The 15,227-nt window shown below is 59.7% G+C and carries 17 protein-coding genes and 2 pseudogenes; 13 read left to right on the top strand and 6 right to left on the bottom strand.

The genetic code is table 11. From position 1 onward, the window contains the following. The first annotated feature begins 2 nt into the window (after positions 1–2). From AB4Z52_RS20010 to AB4Z52_RS19985, 6 genes are read left to right on the top strand one after another with little or no spacing between them, the layout of a single operon-like run. Positions 3–1,013 (top strand): Gfo/Idh/MocA family protein, encoded by a 1,011-nt coding sequence (locus tag AB4Z52_RS20010; protein ID WP_442219666.1) that lies wholly within the window; start codon positions 3–5, stop codon positions 1,011–1,013. Continuing rightward, the gene (locus AB4Z52_RS20005) at positions 997–1,980 is read left to right on the top strand and encodes a GHMP family kinase ATP-binding protein (protein WP_442219665.1); all 984 of its coding nucleotides are present in this window, start codon (positions 997–999) and stop codon (positions 1,978–1,980) included. The genes AB4Z52_RS20010 and AB4Z52_RS20005 overlap by 17 nt, the downstream gene beginning before the upstream one ends. Beyond that, positions 1,977–2,684 (top strand): nucleotidyltransferase family protein, encoded by a 708-nt coding sequence (locus tag AB4Z52_RS20000; protein ID WP_442219664.1) that lies wholly within the window; start codon positions 1,977–1,979, stop codon positions 2,682–2,684. The genes AB4Z52_RS20005 and AB4Z52_RS20000 overlap by 4 nt, the downstream gene beginning before the upstream one ends. Continuing rightward, the gene (locus AB4Z52_RS19995; RefSeq protein ID WP_442219663.1) at positions 2,681–3,280 is read left to right on the top strand and encodes an SIS domain-containing protein; all 600 of its coding nucleotides are present in this window, start codon (positions 2,681–2,683) and stop codon (positions 3,278–3,280) included. Before AB4Z52_RS20000 ends, AB4Z52_RS19995 begins: the two co-directional genes overlap by 4 nt. Then, complete coding sequence (locus tag AB4Z52_RS19990) at positions 3,281–3,805, top strand: HAD family hydrolase (RefSeq protein WP_442219662.1); 525 nt, start codon at positions 3,281–3,283, stop codon at positions 3,803–3,805. A gap of 1 nt (position 3,806) precedes the next feature. Then, the gene (locus AB4Z52_RS19985) at positions 3,807–4,523 is read left to right on the top strand and encodes a transaldolase (RefSeq protein ID WP_442219661.1); all 717 of its coding nucleotides are present in this window, start codon (positions 3,807–3,809) and stop codon (positions 4,521–4,523) included. Positions 4,524–4,602: 79 nt separating this feature from the next. Here the strand turns inward: AB4Z52_RS19985 and AB4Z52_RS19980 are convergent, their stop codons facing one another. Further along, positions 4,603–6,150 carry a hypothetical protein gene (locus AB4Z52_RS19980; protein WP_442219660.1) on the bottom strand — a complete coding sequence of 516 codons (1,548 nt, stop codon included), beginning with the start codon at positions 6,148–6,150 and terminating at the stop codon, positions 4,603–4,605. A gap of 241 nt (positions 6,151–6,391) precedes the next feature. Here AB4Z52_RS19980 and AB4Z52_RS19975 point away from each other — a divergent pair. From AB4Z52_RS19975 to AB4Z52_RS19955, 5 genes and pseudogenes are all read left to right on the top strand, one after another. Then, positions 6,392–6,487 (top strand): annotated as a pseudogene (locus tag AB4Z52_RS19975) (IS5/IS1182 family transposase); the annotation flags it as partial. Further along, a pseudogene (locus AB4Z52_RS19970) lies at positions 6,483–6,950 on the top strand (bestrophin family protein); the annotation flags it as partial. The pseudogenes AB4Z52_RS19975 and AB4Z52_RS19970, both read left to right, overlap by 5 nt. 64 nt (positions 6,951–7,014) lie before the next feature. Beyond that, the gene (locus AB4Z52_RS19965; protein WP_442219659.1) at positions 7,015–7,554 is read left to right on the top strand and encodes a sigma-70 family RNA polymerase sigma factor; all 540 of its coding nucleotides are present in this window, start codon (positions 7,015–7,017) and stop codon (positions 7,552–7,554) included. Next, positions 7,541–8,308, top strand: coding sequence for an anti-sigma factor family protein (locus tag AB4Z52_RS19960; protein ID WP_442219658.1), 768 nt, complete (start codon positions 7,541–7,543; stop codon positions 8,306–8,308). The genes AB4Z52_RS19965 and AB4Z52_RS19960 overlap by 14 nt, the downstream gene beginning before the upstream one ends. A gap of 23 nt (positions 8,309–8,331) precedes the next feature. After that, positions 8,332–9,048 (top strand): Bax inhibitor-1/YccA family protein, encoded by a 717-nt coding sequence (locus AB4Z52_RS19955; protein WP_442219657.1) that lies wholly within the window; start codon positions 8,332–8,334, stop codon positions 9,046–9,048. Between the two features lie 101 nt (positions 9,049–9,149). Here the strand turns inward: AB4Z52_RS19955 and AB4Z52_RS19950 are convergent, their stop codons facing one another. From AB4Z52_RS19950 to AB4Z52_RS19930, 5 genes are read right to left on the bottom strand one after another with little or no spacing between them, the layout of a single operon-like run. After that, positions 9,150–10,451: an NAD(P)/FAD-dependent oxidoreductase gene (locus tag AB4Z52_RS19950; protein WP_442219656.1), complete on the bottom strand. Its 1,302-nt coding sequence runs from the start codon at positions 10,449–10,451 to the stop codon at positions 9,150–9,152. Further along, entirely contained in the window at positions 10,448–11,434 is a 987-nt protein-coding gene (locus tag AB4Z52_RS19945; protein WP_442219655.1) for a branched-chain amino acid ABC transporter permease, read from the bottom strand. The genes AB4Z52_RS19950 and AB4Z52_RS19945 overlap by 4 nt, the downstream gene beginning before the upstream one ends. Then, positions 11,431–12,339, bottom strand: a complete 909-nt coding sequence (locus AB4Z52_RS19940; protein WP_442219654.1) for a branched-chain amino acid ABC transporter permease — start codon at positions 12,337–12,339, stop codon at positions 11,431–11,433. The genes AB4Z52_RS19945 and AB4Z52_RS19940 overlap by 4 nt, the downstream gene beginning before the upstream one ends. Continuing rightward, positions 12,336–13,085, bottom strand: a complete 750-nt coding sequence (locus AB4Z52_RS19935; protein ID WP_442219653.1) for an ABC transporter ATP-binding protein — start codon at positions 13,083–13,085, stop codon at positions 12,336–12,338. Before AB4Z52_RS19935 ends, AB4Z52_RS19940 begins: the two co-directional genes overlap by 4 nt. Beyond that, positions 13,082–13,882: an ABC transporter ATP-binding protein gene (locus tag AB4Z52_RS19930; RefSeq protein ID WP_442219652.1), complete on the bottom strand. Its 801-nt coding sequence runs from the start codon at positions 13,880–13,882 to the stop codon at positions 13,082–13,084. Before AB4Z52_RS19930 ends, AB4Z52_RS19935 begins: the two co-directional genes overlap by 4 nt. A 118-nt stretch (positions 13,883–14,000) precedes the next feature. Between AB4Z52_RS19930 and AB4Z52_RS19925 the strand changes: the two genes are divergently transcribed. Then, entirely contained in the window at positions 14,001–14,729 is a 729-nt protein-coding gene (locus AB4Z52_RS19925) for a GntR family transcriptional regulator (RefSeq protein ID WP_442219651.1), read from the top strand. Between the two features lie 9 nt (positions 14,730–14,738). Then, complete coding sequence (locus tag AB4Z52_RS19920; RefSeq protein WP_442219650.1) at positions 14,739–15,227, top strand: DUF3830 family protein; 489 nt, start codon at positions 14,739–14,741, stop codon at positions 15,225–15,227.

Raw genomic sequence — 15,227 nt, 5'->3', positions numbered from 1 at the left:
ACATGAAGGCAGGCAGTGGGCCGCTTGGCGTCGCGATCATCGGCTGTGGCCTCATTGGGCAAAAGCGGGCAAAGGCACTCGGGGCAGGCGGCAAACTCATTGCCTGTGCCGACAAGGATTTGTCGCGCGCCGAATACCTTGCCGGTAGCCAGGGCGCCCGCGTGTTTGCGAACTGGCGCGAGGCTTTGTTGCTGGCCGACGTGGATCTCGTGATCGTTGCCACTTTACACGATTCACTTGCCGAAATCACCCTTGCGGCAATCGAGGCGGGCAAGCACGTGCTCGTAGAAAAGCCTGCAGCCCGGACATCGGCTGAATTGAAGCCTGTCATCGAAGCCGCCGCAAGGCGAGGCGCCAAGGTGCATGTTGGCTTCAGCCATCGCTACCACCGCGCCCTGCGGAGGGCGAAAGAGATTGCCGATGCTGGCGAAATCGGCGAGCTGATGTTCATCCGCGCCCGTTATGGACACGGGGGGCGGCTGGGCTATGATCGCGAGTGGCGCGCAAATCCAGAATTGTCCGGTGGTGGCGAATTGATCGACCAGGGACCGCACCTGATCGACTTATCTCGCTGGTTCCTGGGCGAATTTTCCGAGATCCAGGGATTTGCCCACACCTATTTTTGGGACATGCCGGTCGACGACAACGGCTTCATGATCTTGAAAACGCCGAAGAAAATGGCGGCCTTCCTTCACGTGTCCTGCACCGAATGGAAAAATACCTTTTCCATGGAAATCTATGGAAAGGTCGGCAAGCTTGAGATTTCCGGTCTTGGCGGGAGTTATGGGGTCGAGCGGCTTACGCATTACCGAATGCTGCCGGAAATGGGGCCGCCGGCAACAATCGCCTGGGAATATCCCATGGCCGACAATTCATGGGCCGTCGAGATCGAACAATTCTATGACGATATAAGGCTGGACCGGCCGCCGTCAGCGGGGCTGGTCGACGCTTACGCAGCACTGAAAATCATCGAAAAAATCTATCAGGAGTCTGGCTATGATCATAGCGCGTAGCCCCTTGCGCATCACGCTGGGTGGCGGCGGAACCGACCTTCCTTCCTACTACAGGGAGAATGAGGGCTTCCTCGTTTCCGCAGCGATAGACAAATATGTCTATGTTACGGTCATGCGCCCCTTTACCGAGGGCATCTACCTGAAATACTCACAACTCGAGCATGTCGAGCAAATATCCGACGTAAAGCATCCGATCATCCGCGAATCCCTGCAGATGATGGGCTTCAAGACGCCCCAGGTCGAGATCACCACACTGGCCGATATTCCATCTGGCACCGGGCTCGGCTCCTCGGGCAGTTTCACGACTGCCCTTCTGAAGGCGCTCTATACCCACCGCAAGCGCCATTTGCATCAGGAAGAACTTGCCGAACTTGCCTGCCACGTCGAGATCGATCGCCTCGGCGAACCGATTGGCAAACAGGACCAGTATATAGCAGCTGTCGGCGGCGTGACCTGCTTCACCTTCCACAAAAACGACAGCGTCACTGCCAAGCCGCTGGGTCCATCGATGAGCACCATGTTCGATCTGGAAGACAATCTGCTTCTGTTTTTCACAGGGTTCTCCCGCAATGCAGGCGGCATTCTGAAGGACCAGCAGATCAAGTCCCAGCAGAACGATGTCGATATGCTCAAAAATCTGCACTATGTCAAAGATCTGGGCTACCGGAGCCGGGACGCGCTTGAGAGCGGCAGCACGGTTCTGTTTGGCGAACTGATGCATGAACACTGGGAACACAAGAAGCGTCGCTCAGGCGGCATGAGCAACGCAAAAATCGACGAGTGGTACGACCTTGGCATGAAGAACGGCGCGGTTGGCGGCAAACTGGTCGGCGCCGGCGGCGGAGGTTTCCTGATGTTCATGGCCCACGACCGCAACAAATTGCGGCACGCGATGGCAAATGCCGGGCTGGAGGAAGTGCGTTTTCGCTTTGACTTCGAGGGGACGAAAGTGGTGCTCTCGTCATGATGCTGAGTGTTGCGATTTTGGCCGGAGGCCTTGCAACACGGTTGCGGCCAATCACGGAAACCATTCCAAAGGCGCTGGTCGACGTGGCAGGCGTGCCGTTCATCCACCGGCAGTTGGCCTATCTCCAGAAACAGGGCGTCAAGAGAGCCGTGCTTTGCACCGGCTATCTGGGCGAGATGATCGAAAGCGTCGTCGGCGATGGATCGGCATTTGACATTGAGGTCGTCTATTCGCCCGATGGGCCGACATTGCTTGGAACGGGCGGCGCAATAATGCAGGCACTGCCACTACTCGGCGACAGCTTCTTTTTGCTGTACGGCGATTCCTACCTTCCGATCGACTTTTCAGCCGTCCAAAATGCATTCTTTGAAAGTGGCAAAGTCGGCCTGATGACGGTGCTGGACAACGGCGATCGGTGGGACAAGAGCAATGTTCTCTTCCAGGACGGCCGCTTGATCGAATACAACAAGAAGTCACCGCGACCCGATATGAGATATATCGATTATGGCCTTGCGGTGCTGCGCTACAGCGCATTTGAGCAGCGCAAAACTGGCGAGATTTTCGATCTTGCCGACCTCTACCACAAACTGTCGGTCGAGAATGATCTTGCCGGATACGAAGTTCACGAACGCTTCTACGAAATCGGATCCCATAGTGGTCTGAGTGAAGCAGAAGCCTACTTTCGGGAGAGAAAGCTATCATGACCTACTCGCTGCGGCACCTGAGGGAAGCGTCCGAAATCATCGAGAAGCTGGATGCAGACGCAATCGAAGGCATGGCGGACCTGCTTGCCACCGTGAAGGCAGAAGGAGGACGCATTTTCTTCCTCGGCGTCGGCGGCAGCGCCGGTAACGCTTCGCATGCGGTCAACGATTTTCGAAAGATCGTTGGTATCGAAAGCTATGCCCCGACCGACAATGTCTCGGAACTGACTGCTCGGACCAATGACGAGGGCTGGTCCACCGTCTTTGCCGAATGGCTGAAGATCAGCAAGCTGAACGCCAAGGACGTGCTGTTCATTCTGTCGGTTGGCGGCGGCAACCTTGAAAAGAATATCAGCCCCAACCTGGTGGAAGCGCTGAAGCTTGCAAAAAGCGTTGGCGCCAAGGTCACCGGGATCGTTGGACGCGATGGCGGATATACCGCACAGGTGGCTGATGTCTGCGTCGTCGTGCCGACGGTGAACACCGAGACGATCACACCGCACTCGGAAGCGTTTCAGGCCGTCGTCTGGCATTTGCTCGTCTCCCATCCGAAATTGAAGGCCAACCAGACAAAATGGGAATCGGCAGTTCGATAGATGTCCAAAGCTGTCTTTCTGGATCGGGATGGGGTTATCAATCGCGCCGTCGTGCGCGACGGTAAGCCGTATCCGCCAGCCGATCTGAGCGAGACCGAGATTTTGCCGGGCGTGGAGGATGCCTTGCTGGACTTGAAGGCCGCGAATTATCTGTTGATTGTCATTACCAACCAGCCTGACGTGGCGCGCGGCACAACCGCTCGGGAAACAGTCGACGGGATCAACGCATTCCTGGGTTCCCGTTTGCCGATCGACGAGTTTCGCACTTGTTACCATGACAGCGGCGATAGCTGCGATTGCCGCAAGCCTCTGCCCGGATCGATCTTATCCGCCGCGCAGAAATATGGCATCGACCTGAGTGCAAGCTTCATGGTCGGAGATCGCTGGCGAGATATCGAAGCCGGTCAGAACGCCGGCTGTAGGACCATCTTTATAGATTACGGCTATAACGAAAAGCAGCCTGCAACGGAAGTTCGCCGCGTGTCGTCTCTGAAAGAGGCCGCGAATGTTATCCTGGGAGAATAGCATGAAGAGTGTGGAAGACCTGAAGGTCAAGATCTTCGCTGACGGCGCCGACAAAACCGGCATGCTGGAAATGTACGCCAAGCCTTATATCAAGGGTCTAACGACGAACCCGACGCTGATGAACAAAGCCGGCATCACGGACTACCGCGCCTTCTGCAAGGACATCCTGACGTCGATCAGCGACAAGCCTTTGTCCTTCGAGGTGTTTTCGGACGACTTCGATGAGATGGAAAAACAGGCGCTTGAGATCGCCAGCTGGGGCGACAATGTATACGTCAAGATACCCGTGACGAACACGAAGCTGGAAACCTCCTATTCCCTCATCGAAAAGCTGGCCGCAAAAAAGGTGAAGCTGAATGTCACCGCGATCATGACGCTGGCTCAGATCCGCGACGTCCTGACTGTACTGGATCCGAATGTGCCGAGCTATGTCTCGGTCTTTGCCGGCCGCATCGCAGATACAGGCCGCGACCCTGTTCCGCTGATGATGACTGCCGTTGAAATGCTGAAGGTCGCGCCGGCTGCGGAGTTGATATGGGCGAGCCCACGCGAATTGTTGAACATCTTCCAGGCCGACGACGTCGGATGCCAGGTCATCACCGTGACCAACGACATCCTGAAGAAGCTGTCTCTGGTCGGCTATGATCTCGACACGTATTCTTTGGATACGGTGAAAATGTTCCACAACGATGCGACGGCCGCAGGATTCAAGCTTTGACGCGAAATTTCTGCGGGGCGCCGAGTTAAAGCAATAGCGTCAACGCGCGAAAGGATCGGCTTCGAGAGAAAATACCTGACTAAAGCGTTCGGGAATTGGTCTGAGTGTTCAAACTCCGACCGGCGTCAACGTTCCGGCCGTAAACGATGAACCGCTCATCCCTCGCAACGGGATGATAGCCCGAGAGAACCGCTGCAAAACGCGGCTGGGCGAGCACATGGTCGGTCCAGAGCGGTTCGTCCTGCTGAACGATAATCAGATCGTAATTATATTTGGCGAATTCGGCGTATTTCGAGTCTAGATAGGCGTCAGACTGTTCCTGGAAATGCGCTGCATTCACTGCGTTTCCCTCCGCCGCAGCCTGCTGGGCTCGAACGAATGCAAGAGCGCCCAGCCAGTCGCTGTTATTGGCAGACAGGAAGCGGGCCTCTATCATCCTGGAAAGCGGATGGGCACCGGCAATATCGCTGCCGATGACACCAAGCGTTGGTTGCGCCGTCGACGCCATTTTGATGGCGTTGACGAAAGCCTTGTCTGGCTTCTGAGTATATAGGAATGGTTGCCATGCTACTAGAACCACAACTGCGCAAAGAATGGCGCGCGCCAGCGTTTCGCGGTTGTAACGCCAGCCAGAGGACGCCGCTATCCGGCAAAGTACGGCTGCGATCACGAGCGAAATTGCGGGGAAAGCATGATAGGGCCAGCCCTTGCCCTGATAGACCAATGGTATCGTGGCGGCGAGTGAAGCAAGCAGCGTCACCGCTGCAAGCGGCGTCACGGACTCTCTCGGTGTAACTATCCAGAGTAGCAGCAGAAGCATCAAATAAACCGGCGCATAGCTGAGCGCGACGGCAACTGAATTGCCCGTTCCCATGTAGACATCCACCACCTGCGGGAGGATGTCCCACATGAATTCGGGATGGAGTAAATAGACAAGTGCGACATACAAGATGCCCACAATGGCGATGATACAATTCTCAGGCGCGAAGAGGGAGCGGAGGTCTCGCCGGCACCAGGCAACGTAGAGGGCGGGTAGGATGCAAACCACCACATAATAGGCCTTCACCAGCACCAGGATGCTACCGCACAACCCAGCGGCGACAATCAGCGCGATACCGGGCGCAGTTGAGCGTGTCGTGTCGGCCCGCCAGGCCATGATTGCCAGCAGCGGCAGAAACAGCACCGTGCCCACGTAGTCTCTCTCGGTGAAGGCGTTGCCGGGGAAAATCACAAAGAGCGCGACAAATAGCGGCAGTAGCCGAAGCAGAGCGCGAGTTTCGGCAAAACCTGCCCGCTGGACGATTACGGCTGCCAAACCCAGACCGACGATCACAGCGAGGCACGTGTAGAGATAAATGCCGATCTCGGGAGCGACACCGGCCCATTGCGACAGCATCATGGCGGGCATGAAGAGCCAGAGCGAGAACGGCGGGTTGTTGTCGATCACATCGACGTAGAGCCGCTGTCCCGCCAGCATCCGTTCGGACTCCGTAATGAGCCAACTGGTGTCGACGATGGTTCCCCAACGCTGCTGAAGGAGTGCCGCCAGAGCGAAGAGCATGACACTTTGAATTAACGCTACTCGTAGCGTCAACGAATTTGTCGACTGAAGTTCGGACGTGTGCATCGCGCTCCTCATGTTCGGTTGACCACGTAGGTCACGCAACGAAGCGGCGGCGTTGCCGCGGATGGACCATAACCCATGTGAGATTCCCCAATCACTAAAGCTGTGGCGCCACTTTAGCGTGAAGTATTAAATCCGGCGTTAAGGGAGACATATCCGCCGGGTCGTTGCAAGGTTATGTTGACAAAGTGCCTTTCCCAAATCAGACGGGAAATGATTCAAGACTGCTTTTTAGGAGGCGGTTTTGGCACGAGGCGATTTGAGCGACGCAGAATGGCGGATCGTCGAGCCGCTCTTACCGACAGATCGTGGGCGTAAGCGGGATCATCGATCTCTATCGTGCCGCTCGAAATCCACCGGACCTGCTGTTGCGGCTGCTTTGCGCCGACCTTGCGCGATTGCGTGCCGAAGGCCGGATCACCGACATTCAATACCAGATGCTGGACGCAAGCGTCGGGCAGATGGGGGCGGTGCAGGCGGCCTGCGAGCGCATCCGCAACACGCCGCCGCCATTTAGCTACACCTTGCTGCTTCATCGCACCGCCTATCTGTTCTGCTTCCTCCTGCCATTCGGTTTTGTCGATGCGCTCGGCTGGGGGACGCCGTTCGTTGCAGCGCTCGTCGCCTATACGTTCTTCGGGCTCGATGCGCTTGGCGATGAACTCGAAGATCCGTTCGGCAACCAGCCGAACGCGCTGGCGATCAGCGCACTTGCCGATACGATCGAGATCAATCTGCGCGAGGCGATGGGTGAAACCGACCTGCCACCGCCACCGCTGCCCAAGGATTTCATTCTGATGTGAGGCACTTGCGAAGATTTTCGCGAGGCGATGGAATAAACGCCTGGGTGCTTGCGTATACTAGGGCATGGAACGCAAGGAACGGACATTCGATGTTTTGGGGCAGCTCGGTTCGCTGAGACGCTATGCCCGTTCGCTGGTGTGCAACGCCGGCGAGGCGGAAGATCTAGTGCATGATGCGCTGGTCAGAGCCTATGAGCGCAAGTCGAGCTTCCGGCGCGGCGCAAACCTGCGTACCTGGCTGCTATCGATCCTGCACAACGCCCATATCGACAGGCTGCGGAAGAACCGTTCCATGACCCGGCGCCATGACGAGGCCGCAACGGAGATGGAAACGTCGGTTCCGGCCGGCCAGGAGCATACCGTTCGCCTCAATCAGGTCCGCGATGCATTCTTCAGTCTACCGGAGGAGCAGCGCGAGGCGCTGCATCTGGTCGCCATTGAGGACCTTTCCTATCAGGAAGCCGCCTCGGCGCTCGGGATCCCAACCGGCACGCTGATGTCGCGGATTTCGCGGGCGCGGGCGCATCTGCGGGATTTCGAGAATAAGACGCCGACCGCCTCCCACCTTCGGCTCATTTCAGGAGACGGCCATGACAATAATTGATCCCGTGATCGATGCCGATCTTGACGCCTATGTCGATGGCGAGCTCGACGTCGCCCGACGCATCGTGGTGGAGACCTATCTCTCAAGTCATCCGGTCACCGCTGCCAAGGTCATGGCTGATCTGAGCATTCGCGGCGAACTGCGACTGGCGCTTGCAGCTGCGCCATCCACCGGGCGGGCAGAGACCCGCGAGGCCGCACGTCGGCTCGAGCGTGGGCTCTCCTATGATAGGATATTGAGCTCGCTTCAGCGGATTGCAGCGGTCGCCGTGCTGGTCGGAGCCGGATGGGTGGCCCACACCTCGTTCGGTGCCTTCACGGCAACCGAAGTGTCGGCCTCTGTTCCGCCGCCGCTATTCGTCGAGGATGCGGTGCGCGCCTATCGGGCAACGAAGACGCGCGACCAGATCGCCTCGCAACGCGCGGTGACGGCCTACAATGCCGACGATATTCGCGCAGCAACCGCAATCCTCATGCCGGCGCTGCCGCAGGGCTGGTCGGTTTCCGATGTCGAAGTCTATCCCTCTGATTTCGGACCGAGCGTCGAACTGACCATCAATGCGCAGGGCCAGCGGCTGTCGCTGTTTGCGGCGCGGCCAGGCAGTTTTGCCGTCGAGAAGGTCAACCATATCGCGCTCGACGGGGTACAGGCGGCCTACTGGCAGATCGGCGAGGTCGCCTATTCACTGATCGCCGACGGCAAGGCGGCCAATCTCGATGGGCAAGCCGAACAGCTTTCCCGCACGCTCTATTAACGTCAACCCTTGGAGACATATCCGTGAACGAAACAAATCAACGCTACGGCCTTGGAGCCGCCATCGGCTCGCAGGCGCTCTTTGACGAAGGGCTGCGCAAGCACATGCTGCGCATCTACAACTATATGGGCATCGGCCTTGTCATCACTGGCCTCGTCGCCCTTTTGGTCGGAACGACACCGGCGCTCTATGTGCCGATCTTCTCATCGCCGCTAAAGTGGGTGGTGATGCTGGCGCCGCTTGCCTTCGTGATGTTCTTCTCGTTTCGCATCCAGTCGATCTCGGCCAGTGGCGCGCAGATGATGTTCTGGGCATTCTGCGCGGTCATGGGCCTGTCGCTTGCCTCGGTGTTCCTGGTCTTTACCGGCACCAGCATTGCCCGCACCTTCTTCATCGCCGCGACGATGTTCGGCGCCACCAGCCTCTACGGCTACACCACCAAGCGGGACCTCGCCAATTTCGGCTCGTTCCTGATGATGGGTCTGATCGGCGTCGTCATTGCAAGCGTTGTGAACATATTCCTCGGCTCCACTGCGCTGCAGTTCGCAATCTCGTTGATCGGTATCGTCGTCTTCGTCGGCCTGACTGCCTGGGATACGCAGAACCTCAAGCAGCAATATGCTGAGAACTTCGACCAGGAATCGCAGCAGAAGCTCGCGGTCATGGGCGCGTTGTCGCTCTACCTGAATTTCGTGAATATCTTCCAGCTCCTCCTGAACTTCACAGGCGAGCGGGAATAGGTTGAGGCGTCTCCTTGGTGGGGCCAGGAGACACCCTAGCGCCCGCGGCATCGGTCGGTCGATGCCGCGGGCGTTGTCTGTTTATGGATTGGTCAATGGCCTTAACGTTCGTCGATGCGGTCGCGCAGCATGCTCCAGAAAAGCATGGCGTTCGGCGCGTGCTTGAGGAGCCTATGGAAGGGGATCGGTGCCGGTGGCGCAAAGGGGATGGGCAGATCGGCAGCGTTTGCGCCTGCCGCCCAGTCCGAAAGCACTTTCCCCATTCCGGTCGTCATGGCGATGCCGCGGCCATTGCAGGCAAAGCCCGCGATCATGCCCGGTGCGAGATCAACCAGGTGCGGTAGGAAATCGGGTTCCACGGCCGCCATTCCCGACCAGCTATAGGCAAGCGGCGGCAGGTCCTTCAAGCCGAGATGCCGGGCAAGACGACGATGGATCGTCCGCGGCACTCGCTCGTCGGCGCCGGCACTGACAATATGCATGCCCCCCGAAATTAGCCGGTTGGCAGCGTCAAAGCGGAAGGTGAAGAGGTTCCGGCGCGTATCGGAGACGCATTGATTGCCTGGAAGAAGCCGCGCGCGGATTGAGGGCGGTAGCGGCTCGGTGGCGATCTGGAAGACCTTCAGCGGGAAATAGGTACGGGCGAGTGTCGGGTTGAGGGCTCCGCCATAGGCATTCGTCGCAAGAACAACCTTGCCGGCGCGCACTCGACCTTCAGGCGTCGTCAACGACCAGCCGTCCCCTTGCCGATCGATCGATGTGACGGGAGATCGCTCATGGATATGCGCGCCTGCAGCCTCAGCGGCAGCGGCGAGGCCACGGGCATATGCCACCGGGTTGAGGACGCCGCCCGATTGATCCGTCCAGCCGCCGAGATAACCATCGGCGCCGGTCACTTGGCGAATGGTCTCCCTGTCGAGAACGACCGCCGGCCGGCCGCGTGCTGCCCATTGCGCTGCCCTCGACTTTGTCTTCTCGAAGGCAGCGGGGGAGTGCGCCGGCTGTATCCATCCGCTGCGTTCAGCGTCGCATTCAATGCTGTGCCGCGCGATCAGATCGAAAACGAGATCGCCGCTGGCGGCAGCAAATTCTACCAGCCGCCCGCCGCGTTCCGGGCCGAGTTCGGCGACAATGTCCTCCGGGTCGCGCTTGGCGAAATTCGGCACAATGAAGCCCGCATTGCGGCCTGTGGCGCCCCAGGCGATGATCTCCGCCTCAAGGACTGCAACCGACAGCCCCTGTTTTGCAGCGTGGAGTGCTGCGGAAAGTCCGGAGAAGCCTCCCCCGACAATCGCAAGGTCGACGTCAACGGCTCCTTCAAGCGTGGGCCTTGTCCTGACGTTTCGGCTGACGGCATGCCACAGCGAAAGGGGCGGCGGCGCGCAGATCGCGTTTTCGTTCATGGTGTCGCGCCGTCCTGATCGACGGCGATCTGTCGCGGCTTTTTGCTGAAGCGAGGGCGGCGGGGCAAATTTCCAAGGATGCCGTTCGGGCGGACAAGCAGGATGACGCAGAGCATGACGCCGATCGCGACGATCTGCAGCGATGCGGCGCGCGCCTGCTGTTCCGGGGTGAACAATATGCTGGTCAGCGCACCCGATCCCGCCCAGATTCCCCAGACGAGGATACTGCCGGCAACCGCTCCCTTGTTGCTGCCCGAGCCGCCGACGATCAGCATGACCCAGACCTGAAAGGTCAGGATCGGCACATAATTGTCAGGCGCGATAAAGCCGATGAAATGTGCCTGGACCGCGCCGGCAAGACCCATGATTGCACCCCCAACCGCAAATGCCTGCACGCGATAGAAGCGGGCACTCTTGCCAAGCGAGATCGCGGCGCGCTCGTCTTCACGAAGGCCCTTGAGAACGCGGCCCCACGGGCTGCGCGCAAGATGCTCAAGCGCGAGGTAGGTAACCAGCGTCACCGCAGCGACGACGGAAAGGTTGGAAAAGTTGAAGAGGAGCGGCGTTGCCGCAAGGCCGCCGAAGGGGCGCGGTATGAAGCCGATGCCGAAGGGGCCGCCGGTAAGGCTCTGCGCATTCAGCGCCACCAGCTGGACGACGACGGCCACCCCGAAGGTGGTGATGGCTAGATAGTCAGATTTTAGCCGCAGCGTCGCGACGCCGGTGATCGCAGCGGCAATGGCGGCAACCGCCATCGCACCCAGCCAGCCAACAAGGATCGGCATGTCGAAGCCACCGAACCGGCCGACCGTGTCCGGCGTCGTCAGCAATGCTGAGGTATAGGCGCCAATGGCGACGAAGCCGGCAACCCCGACGTTGAAGAGGCCGGTCAGGCCCCATTGCAGGTTCAGGCCAAGGGTGATCAGCGAGAAGATCAGCGCAGTCGTCAGGAAGAATGCGCCATAGCCGACGATATCCATCATCTTTCCTTCACTCCGAAAATGCCGATCGGCCGCACCAATAGCACCGCCATCAGGATGATGAAGGACACCGCCGCGCGCCATTCGGCGCCGATGAGCTGCACCGCGCCGGATTCGGCAAGGCCGATGATCAGGCCGCCGAGGACAGCGCCGGGCACGCTGCCGATGCCGCCAAGGATTGCTGCGGCAAACATCGGCAGCAGCATGTCGAAGCCCATCAGCGGACGGATTTGCACGAGGATGCCGATCATGACGCCGGCAACGCAGGCAAGCGAGCCGCCGAGCAGCCAGGTGACGCGGACGACCTTGGCAACGTCGATGCCGACGACGCGGGCAAGTGCGGCATTCTGGCTAACCGCCTGCATAGAGCGACCGATCTGCGTCCGGGTGATCAAAAGATGCACGGCAAGCACGAGACCGGCCGTGACAAGCAAAAGGACGATCTGGTCGGGCGTGATGCGGATGCCGAAACCGACCGGCATGGCGATCTGGATGGCACGGCTGAAATAGGCCGGCCGCGAGGTGAAGATGAATTCGAGCAGGCTGCGCAGCGCCATGGAGGCCCCGAAGCTTGCCATGACGACAATGATCGCCTGACCCTTTGCCCGCAATCGCGCAAAGAGAACCATGTCGAGGACCAGGGCCATGAAGCCGGTAAAGGCCATGCCGACGATGACGGCGACGATCAGCGGCCAGCCGAAGGACAGCGCACCGATCGGAGCGACCTTGCCGAACATCGCGCCGATGGCGCTGACAACGGTGAGCGTCGCATAGGTGCCCCAGGCCATGAAATCGCCATGGGCGAAGTTGGAAAACCGCAGGATCGAATAGGTGAGCGTGACGCCGATGGCGCCAAGGCCGACCATGGAGCCCGTCAGCAATCCGTCGACGATGAATTGCAGGTTCATTCGGCACCTCCGGTCTTTTGATTTGAAGGGCGCTGGCCGAGATAGAGCTCGGCGACGACAGGGTCGTTCCAGAGTTCGGAGGCCACCCCTTCGTGCCGATCCTTGCCTTCGACGAGGACATAGGCGCGGTCGCCGATCGAAAGTGCCGCCTTGGCATTTTGTTCGACAAGGAGAATGGTGACGCCGGATTTGCGGATTTCGGTGAGCATCTCGAACACCATCGAGACGAATTTCGGCGACAGCCCCGCCGACGGCTCATCGAGCACCAGCACCTTCGGATGGACGATCAGCGCACGGGCGACGGCCAGCATCTGCCGCTGTCCGCCGGAGAGATTGCCGGCGGAAATGCGGCGGTGGCGGGCAAGATCAGGGAAGGTCTGGTACATCTCGTCGATGCGGCCGTTAATCTCGCGCGGCTTCAAGATACCGCAGGCGACCTTCAGATTGTCGTCGACCGACATCTGCGGAAAGATGTTTTCGGTCTGCGGCACGAAGGCAAGGCCGAGCCTGACCATCAAATGAGCCGGGGCGGCCGTTATGTCGCGCCCGTCGAGCATGACGCTGCCCGAGGTCACCGTGACCAGGCCGGCGATCGCCTTGATGAAGCTGGATTTGCCGGCACCGTTCGGGCCGAGGACGACGACGATCTCGCCTTTTGCGACCGTAATGGAGGCGCCGCGGACGATCGGCACGCCGGGTTCATAACCGGCAACCAGATCGCGGACAATGAGGACGGGATCGCTCATGCCGCACCTCCGAGATAGGCTTCGATGACCCGTGGGTCACGCGCGACCTCTTCGGCAGTGCCCTCGCAGAGCAGCTCGCCGCTTGCCATCACTAAAACGCGATGGCAGAGGCGGGTCACCATGTCGATATTATGCTCGATCAGAAGGAAGGTAACGCCGCGGGCATTGATGTCGCGGATGCGGTCGATGATCACCTCGAGCAGCGTCGCGTTGACGCCGGCGGCCGGTTCGTCGAGCAGGACGATCGCCGGGTCGGCCATCATGACGCGGGCAAGCTCCAGCAGCTTGCGCTGGCCGCCGGACAGAATACGAGCTGGCTGATGGGCAAGCCGCGTCAGCGCTACCAGATCAAGCAGCTCCATGGCCTTTTGCTCTGCGGCCCTCTCTTCGGCAGCGACGCGCCAGGGCGCCAGGAAATTGGTAAACAGCTTTTCGCCTGACTGGCCCTGGGCCGCCAGCATGACGTTTTCGATCAGCGTCAGATTGGGGAAGGGGCGCGGTATCTGGAAGGTGCGGCCAAGACCGCGGCCTATGCGATGATGGGCGGGCTCGCCTGAAACCACCGATCCCTCCAACCGGATTTCGCCTGACGTCGGGGCGACGCTGCCGGCCAAAAGATCGAACATCGTCGTCTTGCCGGCGCCATTGGGGCCGATCAAGCCGAGGATCTCGCCGCGACGCACCTCAAAGGAGACATCGTTGACGGCGGTCACGCCACCGAAGCGACGGACAACGTTTTTCGCAGTCAGAACAGGCGCATGGGTTTCCTCTCCCTGCCGTTCGGAATGTAGTGCCATGGATCCCTCTGGCCGAAGACGATCGTAGCCCGTCTTCCGATTTTTGATTTGTGATCACACTTGCATTGATCACGCTAATCGGCTTTAATCGACTTCGCAAGTCAAAAGCGGGATCGAAATGCAAAAGACCGCCACCGAGAAAAGCAACGACGTCATCGCCGCTCAGCTTGCGCCGGTAGGGCGCGAGACTGTTCAAGACCGCGTCTACTCCGAGCTTCGCAGAGCCTTGATCGGCGGCCTTTTCGAACCGAACCAGACCCTGACCATTCGCGGACTTGCCGATGCGCTGGTCACCAGCACCATGCCTGTTCGCGAGGCGCTTGGCCGGTTGATTACCGAAAAGGCGCTTGAGGCATTGCCGAACCGCTCTGTGCGCGTTCCGCCGATCACGCTCGAAAGGCTCGACGATCTATTGCGGGCCCGCATCCTGATCGAAGGCGAGGCAATCGCGCTTGCCGCAACCCGGATGGGTCCCCGGCAGATCTCAGTCATCGAGGGGCTGCTCGGCCAGTGGGACGACATGCGGGCGTTGAAACACAAAAAAGATGTCGATCACGAGGTGACGCTCAACCAGAGCTTCCACTTCGAGATCTATCGCTCCTGCGGGTCGGCGGTTCTGATCCCGATGATCGAGAGCCTGTGGCTGCAATCGGGTCCCTGCATCCGGGTTGCGATCTACGCCTTTTCCGAGGCCGGCGAAGTCGACACTGCGCAATACCATCGACGCATCGTCGCAGCCCTTGCGGTGCAGGATGTAGAGGCGGCGCGCGAGGCACTGGTCGCCGACATCAGCCGGCCCTTCACGTTCCTGCGCAACAAGCTGCAAGCCGATGCGGCAAAAATTTGAGAGCCGATCATGAGCCAGCGTGCAATCCATATCTTAGAGCCGCGTTCAGGGCTTTCCGTCGTTGCCACCTTTCTTGACGCCAAGGCGCCCGACAACGCCGCTTTCTTCTGGGACTATCTTGGAGAAAAGCGAGTTGTTGCCGGCATCCACGCCATGTGGACGGGTCCGGAAATTTCCTGCCCCATCCCGGCAGCCCATCTTGAGGGCGCTGACTGGGCAAAGCCGCTGCCTGCCGAGAACGCGACGCTGACGCCGCAGCCGGGCGACATTGTGCTCAGCTACGTGCCGGCGCGCATGTGGGGCGGCGGCCCGAAGCCGATCTTCGATATCGGCCTGTTCTACGGCCCAGGTGCGCGGCTGCTGTTTCCGATCGGCTGGCTTGCCGGCAGCGTCGTTGCACAGGTCCGCCCCGAGGGGCGCGAGCATTTCGCTGCTGCCTGCGGCATTATCCGCCGCAACGGCGCCTGCGACGTGACGTTCACGCGCCAGGAGGTCTGA

This window comes from Rhizobium sp. 2YAF20, from assembly GCF_052114685.1.
Classification (GTDB): domain Bacteria; phylum Pseudomonadota; class Alphaproteobacteria; order Rhizobiales; family Rhizobiaceae; genus Rhizobium.
This window is presented reverse-complemented; position numbering and strand designations above follow the sequence as displayed.

Excerpts from the sequence above, each read along its gene's own strand:
- AB4Z52_RS20010 (WP_442219666.1), top strand. The coding sequence starts at position 3 with ATGAAGGCAGGCAGTGGGCCGCTTGGCGTCGCGATCATCGGCTGTGGC.
- AB4Z52_RS20005 (WP_442219665.1), top strand. The coding sequence starts at position 997 with ATGATCATAGCGCGTAGCCCCTTGCGCATCACGCTGGGTGGCGGCGGA.
- AB4Z52_RS20000 (WP_442219664.1), top strand. The coding sequence starts at position 1,977 with ATGATGCTGAGTGTTGCGATTTTGGCCGGAGGCCTTGCAACACGGTTG.
- AB4Z52_RS19995 (WP_442219663.1), top strand. The coding sequence starts at position 2,681 with ATGACCTACTCGCTGCGGCACCTGAGGGAAGCGTCCGAAATCATCGAG.
- AB4Z52_RS19990 (WP_442219662.1), top strand. The coding sequence starts at position 3,281 with ATGTCCAAAGCTGTCTTTCTGGATCGGGATGGGGTTATCAATCGCGCC.
- AB4Z52_RS19985 (WP_442219661.1), top strand. The coding sequence starts at position 3,807 with ATGAAGAGTGTGGAAGACCTGAAGGTCAAGATCTTCGCTGACGGCGCC.
- AB4Z52_RS19980 (WP_442219660.1), bottom strand. The coding sequence starts at position 6,150 with ATGCACACGTCCGAACTTCAGTCGACAAATTCGTTGACGCTACGAGTA.
- AB4Z52_RS19965 (WP_442219659.1), top strand. The coding sequence starts at position 7,015 with ATGGAACGCAAGGAACGGACATTCGATGTTTTGGGGCAGCTCGGTTCG.
- AB4Z52_RS19960 (WP_442219658.1), top strand. The coding sequence starts at position 7,541 with ATGACAATAATTGATCCCGTGATCGATGCCGATCTTGACGCCTATGTC.
- AB4Z52_RS19950 (WP_442219656.1), bottom strand. The coding sequence starts at position 10,451 with ATGAACGAAAACGCGATCTGCGCGCCGCCGCCCCTTTCGCTGTGGCAT.
- AB4Z52_RS19945 (WP_442219655.1), bottom strand. The coding sequence starts at position 11,434 with ATGATGGATATCGTCGGCTATGGCGCATTCTTCCTGACGACTGCGCTG.
- AB4Z52_RS19940 (WP_442219654.1), bottom strand. The coding sequence starts at position 12,339 with ATGAACCTGCAATTCATCGTCGACGGATTGCTGACGGGCTCCATGGTC.
- AB4Z52_RS19935 (WP_442219653.1), bottom strand. The coding sequence starts at position 13,085 with ATGAGCGATCCCGTCCTCATTGTCCGCGATCTGGTTGCCGGTTATGAA.
- AB4Z52_RS19930 (WP_442219652.1), bottom strand. The coding sequence starts at position 13,882 with ATGGCACTACATTCCGAACGGCAGGGAGAGGAAACCCATGCGCCTGTT.
- AB4Z52_RS19925 (WP_442219651.1), top strand. The coding sequence starts at position 14,001 with ATGCAAAAGACCGCCACCGAGAAAAGCAACGACGTCATCGCCGCTCAG.
- AB4Z52_RS19920 (WP_442219650.1), top strand. The coding sequence starts at position 14,739 with ATGAGCCAGCGTGCAATCCATATCTTAGAGCCGCGTTCAGGGCTTTCC.